This is a genomic window from Nonomuraea sp. NPDC050733, assembly GCF_040654215.1.
In the GTDB taxonomy this organism is placed as follows: domain Bacteria; phylum Actinomycetota; class Actinomycetes; order Streptosporangiales; family Streptosporangiaceae; genus Nonomuraea.
Genome location: NZ_JBFAHO010000004.1, coordinates 135261 through 147538 on the forward strand (window position 1 = coordinate 135261; position 12278 = coordinate 147538).

Sequence of the window (12278 nt, forward strand, 5' to 3'; positions counted from 1 at the left end):
CCTCTGGTTTTGCATCGGCCGGTGCAGAATTCGGGCATGAGAAAGGGCGGCAGGCCGGTGGTGGCCCGCGGGGTCAAGCCTGCGGGATCAGGCCGCGAGGTCAGGACAGGGTGAGGGCGTCCATCGCGGTCTCGGCGATGGACTCCAGGGTGGCCCGGTCGGCTCCTCCCTGGGCGGCGACGCGGATGCCGGCGGTCACGGCGTTGAGGTAGCGGGCCAGCGAGGCCGAGTCGCGGGCCGAGCGGACGTCGCCGTCGCGCCGCCCGGCCTCGACGGCCGCGCGCAGCGACTCCAGGCGGAGAGCCGAGTCGCGTTCGAGGAGCCCGGCTATCTCGGGGTCGCGCCCCCGGAACTCCACGGTCGTGTTCACGCCGAGGCAGCCGATGCTGGGCGCGTCTCCCCGGTACGCGAACTCGTCATCGATGATCTTGGCGAACAGGGCGCGGATCCGCTCGACGGCGGGGCGGTCGCCGCTCTCCAGGATCTCCAGCTGGGCGGCGGTCATGGCCTCGGTGTAGCGGGCCAGCGCGCGCCTGAACAGCTCGTGCTTGCTGGTGAACGCGTTGTAGACGCTGCTGCGATCGAGTCCCGTGGCCTCGCACAGGTCACGCGTGGAGGTGCCCTCGTATCCATGCCGCCAGAAGGCGCGCATCGCCTGGTCGAGCACCCGGTCCTCGTCGAAGGTTCGCGGTCGGGCCATGCGACGAACCCTACTCGTTCTGCATCGCTTGGTGCAAAATAATGCCTGACCGACCACGAACGACGTAACGGCCAAGTACGCGATCGACGCCCTGGTCGCGGAGATGGCCGTACGGCAACAGCGGCCGGTTGTCATGCTCACGTCTGACATCGATGACATGGCGAGGTTCTGCGGCGACCGGGTGCGGCTCGTCGCCGTCCAGGTCCACTGACCTTCGTCACAGCCCTTCGACGATCAGCCGCCTGCTGTCGGTGTTGCGGCTGCGGAGCGGGGCGATCTCCTGGTAGGCGGACGACTCGTTCCAGGCGCGAGCCGCCTCGACGGTCGGGAACTCGACCACGACGAGCTGCTGGGGGTCCCAGTCACCCTCAAGGACCATGAAGGGGGCGCCGCGCACGAGATACCTCCCGCCGTACGGCTCCAGGGTCGTCACCACCTTGGCGCGGTATTCGGTCAGCTCGTCCGCGTCGCCGGTGAGCCTCACATCTGCGATCACATAGGCAGTCACGCCGCGGCAGGCTACTCGACGCCCTTGTCACGAGCGGACACCGGGCCCCGGCTCCCGGAAGATGGCTCATCCGAGCTTCGCGCTTTGACCTTGACGCCCAGGTCAGCCTTTAGCGTCACCTTCACTCACCTGCGGACAGAGAGGACACTCATGGGCGACATATCGGGCAGCTTGGCAGGCAAGGGCGTGGTCATCACCGGAGGCGGCACGGGGATCGGCCGCGCCACGGCTCACCGGTTCGCCGCCGAGGGCGCGCAGGTGCTCGTCGTCGGCCGCACCGCTGCGCGGCTGGAGGAGACCGCCGCCGGCCACTCCTCGATCAGTGCCTTCGCCGCTGACGGCGCGGCAGCCGACGGGCCCGAGCGGATCGTCGAGGCGGCGGTGCGGCGGCTGGGCCGGATCGATGTCCTGGTCAACAATGCCGCGATCACCCGGCCCGCCGCGCTCGGGTCGATCGATCGCCGTACCGCCGAAGAGCAGATCGCCACCAACCTCCTCGCTCCCCTCTTCCTGGCCCAGGCCGCCCTGCCGCACCTGGCCTCCGCGAGGGGGACGATCGTGAACGTGTCCTCCAACCCGCCCTGGGGCGGCTGGCCGGACAACTCGGTCTACGGCTCCACCAAGGTCGCCCTCGACTTCCTGACGGCCACCTGGGCGGTCGAGCTCGCACCCAAGGGCGTCCGTGTCGTGTCCGTGGCGCCCGGCATCACCGCCACACCCGTGCTGGCGCACGCCGGGTTCACCCAGGAGCAGATCGCCGCCGCGGGCCAGGGACTCGTCGAACGCATCCCGCTCGGCCGCATCGCCCAGCCCGGTGAGATCGCCTGGTGGATCGTGAACGTGGTGCGGCCCGAGGCCGGGTACCTCACCGGCACGGTGGTCCGCGTCGACGGCGGCCTCTCCGTGGCAGCGGGGCACCAGGCATAAGCTGGGACGGTGCTGATCGGGGAGCTGGCGCGAGCGAGCGGCGTCACCGTCCGGGCCTTGCGCTATTACGAGCAGCAGGGTCTCCTGCAGCCCGAACGGAGCTCCAACGGCTACCGGCAGTACGACGGCAGAGCGGTGACCAAGGTCCGCAACATCCAGCTCCTGCTGTCGAACGGCTTCACCGCCCAGGACGTACGAGGCTTCCTGCCCTGCCTGGACGACGGCGAGGTCGCGCTGGGACCGGCCTGCCCGCCCAGCGTGGAAGCGGTGAGCAGGAAAGTCGCGGCCTTGGACGAGCGGATCGCCGAGCTGAGCGCCGTACGGGACCGGCTCGTGGAGGCCCTGATCGGCAACGCGACGCCGCCGCGACCCGGCACCATCGCCCGCCACCCGGCCTACAGCCGCCCCGTTCACGATCAGCGACTCCAAGCCCCCGTCGAGCGAGCATGAGCGTTCACCGACCGGTCACCGGGGTGTCGGCTGCGGCGCGGCTGCCCCGCCACCCCTGGTGAACGGCCCTGTACGGGGATGAACTGAGCTGCCCCGGCGCAAGATCTGGCTGTGACACCGGGGGCGCCGCTACCTGTATCGGAAGAGGATCCGGCCGCGGGTGAGGTCGTAGGGGCTGAGCTCCACCAACACCCGGTCATACGGCAAGATCTTGATGTGGTTCTTCCGTATCTTCCCGCTGATGTGCGCCAGCACCTTGTGCCCGTTCTCGAGCTCTACCTTGAAGTTGGCGTTGCGTAGGCACTCGACGACGGTGCCCTCCACTTCGATGCCGCCTGCTTTTCTTGCCATGATGTCTCCCGGAGTGTGATCGAGGCGCCTCGGCGGGCGCGGTTGCGCGGACGGCGGCCGTGACCCGACCGTCCCGCTCGGTGATGGGTGGGGCGTCAGCGGAGCACCAGCTCCAGGTTGCTGCTCGCACGTCGGGCGCCGACGCCCTCGAAGAGTGCCATGGCCGCCCCGTTGGACTCGTTCACCTCGGCCGATGCCGTTTCGTACCCGCGGCGGTGCAGCGAACCCAGCACGTGGGCGAGCAGCGCCCGGGCGATGCCGCGGCGCCGCCGGTCGGACCGGACCGCGATCAGACCGATCCGTGGCCGCCGGGTCACCGGCGCCACCCGGACCAGTCCCACATATCCATCGGGTTGTGCTGCCACCGCGTACTTCGACGGGTCCACCAGAGTGACGCCGGCCGGGAGGGGCAACACCTCAGCCGGCATCTCCTGCCATCCGACGGTGGCTTCGACCTCGTCGCGGATCACGCGGTCCAGCTCGCGCAGAGGGTCCTCCTGCGCCTCGCCGAGGCCCACGATCGTCACGTCCGGCGGCGGTGGCGCTGAGCCGAGCCCCGTGACCTGCGGGTCGGTGGGCACCACGTACTCCCACTCGCGGCGTCGGACGGTGAAGCCGGCTCCCTCCCAGTGGGACGTCAGGTCGAGGTCGGCCTCGTCGACCAGCGTGTACAGCGGCCTCGGCAGGTCGGCCAGCATGGCTTCGGCGAGTTGGTCGAAGACCGCGCTGTGCCACGCGTCGATGCTGACGAAGATCCGTCCGTCGGGCCTGCGCGAAGTGTCGCCGCGGCCGACCACCCGGTCGTCCGCCACGGCATGCCATTGCTGCTCCGCGACCCGCGCGACCACTACGGGATGATCGCCCGTGTCTGAGGTGAAACGCACAGAATCCATAGGTTGTTGCCTTTCGGGGGTGCCTTGTCGAGGCGCTCCCGGCGACACCTACGTCAATCGCCCGACCGTGACGACGAGGGGAGCACCCACATCGATACAGCGTTCATGGGTCTCACCTCCTCGTGGCCTGTCACGGTTCGCGCACGCTATCAGCCCGAACGTGATCCCGTACAACCATTTTCCCGCCGACCGACTCGGCGGGCCGCCGATGCGCTCATCAGCCGCGAGTCGCACGGCTCTCCCAAGGTCCGGGCGCCCGCGCCGACGAGACCGGTGTTGTTCTGGCGAGCCGCGCTCAGAGCCAGAGGTACAGGCCGTGACCGGCTCGTACGACGGGGTCCAGCCAGTCGAAGAACTCCTCCACCCAGGCATCTCGCGGAGGTTCCTCCGGGGCCGGTGACGGAGGCGGGTTGCGTTTGAAAGCGCCCGGCACCGTACGGCTGAACTCGCGCGCGGCCTGATCGAGCAGCACGCCGTGCCACGTCACCGCCTCATGGTGCTCCCGCTGTCCGGGCGTCGCCCTGTCGTCCCCGGCGGCGCGCGGTGGCGGGCCGGGGGAGGGCACGACGGGTGAGGGCGGCAGAGCGAACACGCGACGACGGGCCTCGACGAAGGCGGGTTCGCGGGTCCAGGCGTTCGTGCGGTCCACGGTGGCCTGAGCCGTGGCGAGGAGATGAGCCTGGGTTTCGGCGAGCTGCTGGCTCGTGTCCCATGTGCGCAGCCGCTCGCGGTAGTGGCGGAAACCGCCGGCAGTCGTCTCGGCGTACCAGCGTCGCCATCTGACCGACCATTCGGCCAGCTCGTGGGGGAGGAACGTCGCCCAGGCCGCCTGCCGCCACTCGGGCGGAAAGATGGGATTGGTTCCGACGACGGAGACACGGTGGGGGTTGTCCAGATCGAGGACCAGCAGCGAGCGCAGTCGCTCGTCGATGTCCCGCCACTGGGTGAGGATTGCTTCGTGGTCGAGCTCTTCCCGCGGGCTCGTCTCTTCAGGAGGGTCCGTGCGGAGCGTGTGACCGAGTGTGTGGGCCAGGCGTGCGTGGGCGCGTGCCAGCCGTACGAGCTCGCCGAGATCTCTCCGCGCGACATCGCGTACGGTCGCGGGCGCCCAATCCGTACCCACGGCCCGGCATCGTAGCTGACGATCATCACGTCGACGCAGAGGAAGATGGACGGCGGCGATCTCCGCCAGGTGGTTCGGTCGGCGGTCAGAAGCTGCCCAAGGAGCTGGGAGCTTCCTCCCGGAGGATCTCCAACGGACTCAGCCGGGTGGAGGTGAGCGCTGTGAGGGACACGAACGATCTCTTGTCGGCCCCGCTTGTGGCGCGTCCGAGGTGCCGCGATGTCGCCGACCGGCCCCGGAAAGCCGGAAGGGGTGTGCCGTCGTGACGGCACACCCCTTCTGAACTGGCGGAGGATGGGGGATTTGAACCCCCGAAAGGTTGCCCTTTACACGCTTTCCAAGCGTGCGCCCTCGGCCACTAGGCGAATCCTCCGCCGACGAGCTTACCGGACTTCCGGCGGTGCGGAGACCACGATTTCACAGGTGGATTTCGCTGCAGCGAGCACTGCCGTATCCCGCTAGACTGTCCAAGGACCCCTCGCGCGGCGTCATCCTGTGAACCTCCCCAGGGCCGGAAGGCAGCAAGGATAAGCGGGCTCTGGCGGGTGTGCGAGGGGTTCTCTTCGTTTGGGCCCCTCGCAGGCGGGATGGTCGTATGAGCCTTGCGCTTTATCGCAAGTACCGACCCGGGACCTTCGCCGAGGTCAAGGGACAGGAGCACGTCACCGATCCGCTGCGGCAGGCGTTGCGCACGGGGCGCATCAACCACGCTTACCTGTTCAGCGGCCCCCGGGGCTGCGGCAAGACGTCCAGCGCCCGCATCCTGGCCCGCTCCCTCAACTGTGAGAAGGGCCCCACGCCCGACCCCTGCGGCGTCTGCGAGTCCTGCGTCGCGCTGGCCCCCACCGGCCCCGGCCACCTCGACGTCATCGAGATCGACGCGGCCTCCCACGGCGGCGTGGACGACGCGCGCGACCTGCGCGAGCGGGCCTTCTTCGCCCCGGTCTCCGCCCGCTTCAAGATCTACATCATCGACGAGGCGCACATGGTGACCCGCGAGGGTTTCAACGCGCTGCTCAAGCTCGTCGAGGAGCCTCCGCCGCACCTGAAGTTCATCTTCGCGACGACGGAGCCCGAGAAGGTCATCGGCACCATCAAGTCGCGCACCCACCACTACCCGTTCCGGCTCATGCCTCCGGCCACGCTGCGCGCGCTGCTGGAGGAGATCCTCAGCTCCGAGAGCGTCCCCTACGAGCCCAACGCCCTGCCGCTGGTCGTGCGGGCCGGCGCGGGCTCCGCGCGTGACTCGCTGTCGATCCTCGACCAGCTCCTCGCGGGCGCCGACGACGACGGCATCACGTACGCCAAGGCCGTCTCCCTGCTCGGCTACACCGACGGCGACCTGCTCGACGAGGTCGTCAACGCGTTCGCCGCCCGCGACGGCGCCCGCGTCTTCCACACGGTCAACCGCGTCATCGAGGGCGGCCACGACCCGCGCCGCTTCGCCTCCGACCTGCTGGAGCGCTTCCGCGACCTGGTCATCCTGGCCAACGTCCCCGAGGCGGCCTCCAGCGGCCTGCTCGACCGTCCCGCCGACGAGCTGGAGCGCCTGGTTCAGCAGGCCGCCTCGATGGGGCCCGCCGAGCTGACGCGGGCGGCCGAGGTTTTCAACGCGGGGCTGACGGAGATGCGCGGCGCGACCTCGCCCCGGCTGCTGCTGGAGCTGATGTGCGCGCGCGTCCTGCTGCCTGGTGCCGCGCAGGGCGAGGAGGCTCTGCTCGCGCGGCTCGAACGTCTGGAGCGCGGCGGGGCGGTCGCCGCGATGGCCACCCGCTCGGGGGCACCGGCCGTGGCGGGTACGGGTACGGCCGCTCACGGCGGAGCGCCCGGTCCCGGTGTTTCAGCCGCTCCCGCCGTTCACGTTGCTCAGCCCGTTCAGGCCGTTCCGGTCGGTGAGGCGTCCGGCGCCGGCGGCCAGGCCGCCGAGGCGGCGGGGGGCCAGGCGGCGGGCGCGCCGCGAGCCGCGCAGGAGGACGACGGCTGGCCCGAGCCCGCCCGTCCCGGCGCCCCGGCGCAGAGCGGTTCAGCGTACGGGCAAACCGCCCAAGGACTCGAGCAGGGCGCTCACAGTCAGGCGCAGGACGTGCCGGGCCACGCGTCGGCGGGACAGGCCGGTCATGCCGGCCAGGCCGGTGGAGTCGCCGCCGGAGGGTCGGGGCTGGGGCTCATGCAGCAGCAGTGGCCCGCCGTGCTCGCGGCGCTCAAGCAGCGCAGCATCGTCGTCTGGGCCAACGTCAGCACCAACGCGCAGGTCGTCGGCGTCGAGGGCAACCTCGTCACGCTCGGCTTCAGCCAGGTCGGCGCGATGAAGAACTTCACCGGCGGCGGCAAGGACGCGGTCGTGGCCGCCGCGCTGGGCGACGTCCTCGGCAACACGTGGCGGGTGGAGGCCGTGGTCGGCGGCTCCCCGGCTTCGGCCGGATCGCGGGGGACACAGGGCGGACCTCCGCCGGGCCCGGCGAGGCCGCAGTCCCAGCCGGTCCCGCAGCAGCCCGCCGCCCAGGCGTCCCACGCGCCTGGGGGTGCCGCCGCGCACGCGCCGTCCGGCCGTACGGGCTCGCACGGCTCGTCCCACGACGGGAACGGCGCCCAGGAGGCGGGCGAGCCAGGCGCCCCGGCCAACCCCGGCGACCGGCCGCAATCTGGTGGTCTGGCGGGCCAGGGGTCTCCGGGCGGTCATGGGGTCGAGGCCGGTCAGGCAGCTCAGGCCAGTCATGGAGTTCAGCCCGGTCATGGAGTTCAGCCAGGCCAGGGACTTCAGGGCGGTCAAGGGCCTCAGAGCGGTCACGGAGCTCAGACCGGTCAGGGACCTCAGGGTGGTCAGGGACCTCAGGGCGGGCAGGCGTCCGCCGGTGGCAGGCCGGCGACCGACGAGTCGTGGCCCGACGCTCCGGACGATCCCGGACTCGGCTCGCCGCCGTCCCCCGACCCCACGCAGACCAGCCCCGGCAGGGCCGCCGCGTCGTGGGACGCAGGGGAGACGGGCTCGCAGGGAGGCGCCCTGGCGGCGGCCGGCCTGGCGAGCGGGGGCACGGCAGGCCCCGGGGCGGTCGGTCCTGGGCTGGCCGCCGCCCGGTCCGCCGCCAAGGCCGCCGCCCAGGCGGGCCCGCGCGCTCCGGGCTCCCGCGCCCCGGTCTCCCGCCAAGCGGCCACGTCCGCCTGGCCGGAGACGGTGCCGGGCCGTGGCAGGGCGTTCGACTCCGACGAGGTCGACCCCCTGAACGACGCCAACGCCGACGTGGACGAGCTGAGCGGCATGGCCCTGCTCCAACGCGAGCTGGGCGCCACGGTCATCGGCGAGATCGACCACACCTGACGGCAAGGCGGGGCCCGCCCACCCTGGCTTGGCCTGCCCGGTCCCGCCGGGCCCGGAGCGGTGCGTGTTCGGTACGGCGATGGGCGGCTCGGGAGTCGAGCAGGGCCTGTGGCTCGGGTGACAGCCGTCTACGCCGGTACGGGCGCGGTGCTGGGCTTCTGCGCTGGTACGTGCCCGGGTGTCGGGCTCCCGTGCCGGTACGTGCCCGGGTGTCGGGCTTCTGCGCCGGTACGTGCCTGGGTGTCGAGCACCTGTGCCGGTACGGGCCCGGGTGCCAGGCTCTTGCGCCGGTACGGGCCACATGTCGGGCTTCCGTTGCCGGGACGGCCATATGTCGGCGTGTGTGCCGGGGCGGGCCTGAGGGGCGACTTGTGTGGAGGTGCCGGGGCCGCGTGGGAGTGGGCGGGCGACAACCTCAAGGGCGCTGCCGCGAGAAGGCGGCGGGGGTGTCGAAGAGGGACGGGAGGGCGGCTGGGCAGGGTCAGCAGGTGTAGAGGCGGGCGCGGGCCGCTGCCGCGCGATGGTCGGTGAAGGGTAAGGACTCCGCCAGTCGTTCGAGGATCTGCAGGTCGTCCCGGCCGTTGGCCGTCTGGGCGTAGGTCCACAGGTCGTCCGGCGAGCCGTGCAGCAGGAGGCAGGCGCGCACCTGGACCTCCAGCTCGTCGCGTTCGCGGCGGATCTCCGGCGACTCCGAGCGCGGCAGCAACGGCCCCTTGTACATGCGTGCCAGCGCCGCCGGGTCGTTGGCCGCCAGCAGGCGTCTCAGCTCCAGGAAGTCCGCCTCCACGGGGGAGGTCAGCCGGTACGGCTTGGCGCCGATGGTGCCGCGGAGCTGGGCGCGCAGCCGGTGGATCTCGGCCCGGATGGTGACCGGGTTGCCCGCGTCGCCGTACAGGTGGAAGGAGAGCTGCTCGGCGCTGAGGCCGCGCGGATGGAGCGCGAGCAGGGCGAGGATCTCGGCGTGGCGGAGGGAGAGCGGCAGGCGGCGGTCGCTCACCGTGGCCGTCGGGACTCCCTCGCCGAGGAAGCCGAGGCGGAGCGGGGGCGGCGCGGCGGTCGTCGCGGCCGTCGTCGTGGCCCGTACCAGGTAGCCGCCCCAGAACGGCTCCGTCATCGCCACCCTGCCGTCACGCAGCAGCAGGCGCTCGCCTCCGTTCGGGAGCTGCACGCGGGAGCCGAGGGCGCCGCCCGGGTCGCCGGCGATGACGCGGCCGGTGGCCGACAGCAGGACGGCGGGGCGGCCGCGCAGCGCCTCGTACCGGCGGAGCAGGCGCTCGTCGCGTTCGTACATGCGCAGCGCGAGCTCCGACTCGGCGAGCCGCGCGGCGGCGCCGACCAGGGCGGCGGTGGCCGGGTGCAGGCTGAGCGCGGTGCCGCTGACGTCGACGCAGCCGAGCAGCTCGCCCGAGTCGGGGTCGACGATGGGGGCGGCGCTGCACGACCAGATGTGCAGCAGGCGCAGCAGGTGCTCGGCGGAGTAGACGTTGACCGGGCGCCTGACCGCCAGGGCGGTGCCGATGCCGTTGGTGCCCATGCGCTCCTCGGACCAGCCGTGGCCGTCGGTCAGGCCGATGGTGTCGGCGCGGCGCATGACGCCGGGGTTGCCGTCGCGCCACAGGACCCGGCCCTCCCTGTCGGTGATGACCACGACGTGCTCCGATTCGTCGGCCATCCGCGCGAGCGTCTCGGTGAGCAGTGGGAGCACGGGGCGCAGGGGATGGGATTCGCGCAGGTCGCCGAGGCGGGACAGGTCGAGGGCGAGCGGGGCGGGACCGTCCTCAGGGTCGACGCCGGCCTGGATGGAGCGGCGCCAGGAGGCGGAGATGAGCCGCCGCGTCCCGTCGCTCGCCGAGCCCCCGCTGCCGGCCCTGACCTCGTCGCTCCCGGCGCTCCCGTGATCGCCGGGGACGCCCCCGGAGGCTGAGGCGGCCCCGGTGGTCGAGGTGGGCGTCGCGGGCCTGTCCGGGACCGCTGCGGAGAGCTCACTCCTCTTGCCTCGGTCACCCGGTCGCGCGTCACCGCGCGCGGCACCACCCGGCGCGGCACGACCCAGCCCGGAGTCACCCAGCCCGGAGTCACCCGGCCTGGACTCACCCAGTGCGGCATCACTCAGTGCGGCGTCGTGGGCGGCGTGCAGGCGGCGGGAGTACGCGTCGCGGTGGGCGTAACTCATCGGCCACTCCAAGTAGTCGACCCGTATGGCGAGCATCCGCGCTCAGGGTGGTCGGCGCAAGTGCTTCGATGGATCGCGCACAGTGATGGTCTGATCGCAACGTGTGTGCAACGTGAGGAAGTCTACGGTCGGTCCTCGAACGCCGGCTCGGCGCGGCCGCTCCGGCCGGCGTCCCGGCCGGGTCTCGGACACTGGAGGGGGGCCGGGACCCGGCCGAACAAAACCCCCCGAGGGCGAAACACTGGTAAGCCCCCAGTACATGACGGGCCCCAAACACCGTAGGCTCGTGGCAGTCAAGAACGCGGAGCCACGAGGAGCGCACGACGGTGAACCCAGGGGATGTCAACCTGCAGCAGCTGCTGGAGCAGGCTCAGCTCATGCAGCAGCAGCTCGTGAGCGCCCAGCAGGAGCTCAACGACGCGCAGATCGAGGGCTCGGCCGGCGGCGGCCTGGTCACGGCGGTCGTCAACGGCTCGGGAGAGCTGCTGGAGCTGAAGATCAATCCAAGTGTCGTCGACGCCGGCGACCCGCAGGACACGGCCGACACCATCGCCGACCTGGTGATCGCCGCCGTCCGCGACGCGGTCCGGGCGGCGGCCGACCTGCAGCAGGAGAAGCTCGGTCCGCTCGCGCAGGGGCTCGGCGGCGGCGGTCTCGGTCAGTTGCCAGGGTTCTAGACCATGTACGAAGGCGTCGTCCAGAACCTCATCGACGAGCTCGGGCTGCTGCCGGGGGTCGGACCGAAGAGCGCGCAGCGCATCGCGTTCCACCTGCTGGCGGCAGATCCGGCCGACGTCAAGCGGCTGGCGCACGCTCTGCTGGAGGTCAAGGAGAAAGCCCGGTTCTGCCGGGTCTGCGGCAACGTCGCGTCCGAGGAGGAATGCCGCATCTGCCGCGACCCGCGCCGCGACACCCACGTGATCTGCGTGGTGGAGGAGTCCAAGGACGTCGTCGCGATCGAGAAGACGCGCGAGTTCCGCGGCACCTACCACGTGCTCGGCGGAGCGATCAGCCCGATCGACGGCATCGGGCCCGACGATCTGCGCATCCGCGAGCTCATGACGCGCCTGGCCGACGGCCGGGTCACGGAGCTGATCCTCGCCACGGACCCCAACCTGGAGGGCGAGGCGACGGCGACCTATCTGGCCAGGCTGGTCAAGCCGATGGGCATGAAGGTGACACGATTGGCCAGCGGCCTGCCCGTGGGCGGTGACCTGGAGTACGCCGACGAGGTGACGCTGGGCCGGGCGTTCGAAGGACGGAGGCTGTTGGATGTCTGACCAGTGGAGCGCGCTGGCCGAGGAGATCGCGGCGCACGCGCAGAACTACCTGGACGGCCTGACGAGGGTCGCGGGCGGCGAGGGCGGCGACGCCATCTGGTCGCTGCTGCTGGTCGAGGTGGCCCAGATGAGCCTGGCGGGGGCCAAGCTCGGCGCGAACGAGGACGTGATCCTCTCGGGGAACAACGAGCCCCCGCTGAGCGAGGACCCCGACATCGACGGTGTCCGCACCGCGCTGGCCGAGCGGCTGGGGGCGGTGGACGACTACGCCGAGGTGTTCGACCCGTACAAGGACACCAACGTCACGCCGTACCGGCTGTCCGACGACCTGACCGCGGTCGCCGCCGACCTGATCCACGGGCTGCGCCACTACCAGGCGGGCCGGCCGCACGAGGCGCTGTGGTGGTGGCAGTACTCCTACTTCAACACCTGGGGCAACCACGCCGGCGCGGCCATGCGGGCCCTTCAGGCGCTGGCCGCCCACTCCCGTCTCGACGTCGCGGAGGAGACCACGGCGGTCTGATCCGGCTGTCCACGGAGAGGACCTGGGCGTCCCA

At 71.6% G+C, this 12278-nt stretch carries 12 protein-coding genes, 1 tRNA gene and 1 other RNA gene; 7 read left to right on the plus strand and 7 right to left on the minus strand.

Annotation, left to right across the window (positions count from 1 at the left end; translation table 11 throughout):
- Window positions 1–100: 100 nt before the first annotated feature.
- The gene (locus AB0H64_RS10205) at window positions 101–700 is read right to left on the minus strand and encodes a TetR/AcrR family transcriptional regulator (RefSeq protein ID WP_357622486.1); all 600 of its coding nucleotides are present in this window, start codon (window positions 698–700) and stop codon (window positions 101–103) included.
- A 217-nt stretch (window positions 701–917) separates the two neighbouring features.
- On the minus strand, window positions 918–1208 hold the full coding sequence (locus tag AB0H64_RS10210; RefSeq protein WP_357622487.1) for a DUF1330 domain-containing protein: 291 nt from the start codon (window positions 1206–1208) through the stop codon (window positions 918–920).
- 150 nt (window positions 1209–1358) lie between these two features.
- Here AB0H64_RS10210 and AB0H64_RS10215 point away from each other — a divergent pair, with 150 nt between their 5' ends.
- Complete coding sequence (locus tag AB0H64_RS10215) at window positions 1359–2135, plus strand: SDR family oxidoreductase (protein WP_357622489.1); 777 nt, start codon at window positions 1359–1361, stop codon at window positions 2133–2135.
- Window positions 2136–2144: 9 nt separating this feature from the next.
- Window positions 2145–2585: a MerR family transcriptional regulator gene (locus AB0H64_RS10220; protein ID WP_357622490.1), complete on the plus strand. Its 441-nt coding sequence runs from the start codon at window positions 2145–2147 to the stop codon at window positions 2583–2585.
- 129 nt (window positions 2586–2714) lie between these two features.
- Here the strand turns inward: AB0H64_RS10220 and infA are convergent, their stop codons facing one another.
- From infA to AB0H64_RS10240, 4 genes are all read right to left on the minus strand, one after another.
- Complete coding sequence (gene infA, locus AB0H64_RS10225; RefSeq protein ID WP_357622492.1) at window positions 2715–2936, minus strand: translation initiation factor IF-1; 222 nt, start codon at window positions 2934–2936, stop codon at window positions 2715–2717.
- Window positions 2937–3031: 95 nt separating this feature from the next.
- Window positions 3032–3784: a GNAT family N-acetyltransferase gene (locus AB0H64_RS10230; RefSeq protein WP_357622494.1), complete on the minus strand. Its 753-nt coding sequence runs from the start codon at window positions 3782–3784 to the stop codon at window positions 3032–3034.
- A 340-nt stretch (window positions 3785–4124) separates the two neighbouring features.
- On the minus strand, window positions 4125–4952 hold the full coding sequence (locus tag AB0H64_RS10235; protein WP_357622495.1) for a hypothetical protein: 828 nt from the start codon (window positions 4950–4952) through the stop codon (window positions 4125–4127).
- Window positions 4953–5237: 285 nt separating this feature from the next.
- Window positions 5238–5325 (minus strand) — tRNA-Ser (locus AB0H64_RS10240).
- A gap of 96 nt (window positions 5326–5421) precedes the next feature.
- On the opposite strand from AB0H64_RS10240, the gene ffs reads away from it, so the two are divergent.
- An RNA gene (gene ffs / locus AB0H64_RS10245) (signal recognition particle sRNA small type) lies at window positions 5422–5517 on the plus strand.
- A gap of 30 nt (window positions 5518–5547) precedes the next feature.
- Entirely contained in the window at window positions 5548–8268 is a 2721-nt protein-coding gene (locus AB0H64_RS10250; RefSeq protein ID WP_357622497.1) for a DNA polymerase III subunit gamma and tau, read from the plus strand.
- 481 nt (window positions 8269–8749) lie between these two features.
- Here the strand turns inward: AB0H64_RS10250 and AB0H64_RS10255 are convergent, their stop codons facing one another.
- Window positions 8750–10477 (minus strand): GAF domain-containing protein, encoded by a 1728-nt coding sequence (locus AB0H64_RS10255; protein ID WP_357622498.1) that lies wholly within the window; start codon window positions 10475–10477, stop codon window positions 8750–8752.
- A 290-nt stretch (window positions 10478–10767) separates the two neighbouring features.
- On the opposite strand from AB0H64_RS10255, the gene AB0H64_RS10260 reads away from it, so the two are divergent.
- Genes AB0H64_RS10260 through AB0H64_RS10270 form a run of 3 tightly spaced genes read left to right on the plus strand, consistent with a single transcriptional unit; the run spans window position 10768 to window position 12244 of the window.
- On the plus strand, window positions 10768–11118 hold the full coding sequence (locus AB0H64_RS10260) for a YbaB/EbfC family nucleoid-associated protein (protein WP_175604103.1): 351 nt from the start codon (window positions 10768–10770) through the stop codon (window positions 11116–11118).
- 3 nt (window positions 11119–11121) lie between these two features.
- Window positions 11122–11721, plus strand: coding sequence for a recombination mediator RecR (gene recR / locus AB0H64_RS10265; RefSeq protein WP_175590161.1), 600 nt, complete (start codon window positions 11122–11124; stop codon window positions 11719–11721).
- Window positions 11714–12244 (plus strand): DUF5063 domain-containing protein, encoded by a 531-nt coding sequence (locus tag AB0H64_RS10270; RefSeq protein WP_175590160.1) that lies wholly within the window; start codon window positions 11714–11716, stop codon window positions 12242–12244. Before recR ends, AB0H64_RS10270 begins: the two co-directional genes overlap by 8 nt.
- Window positions 12245–12278: the final 34 nt, after the last annotated feature.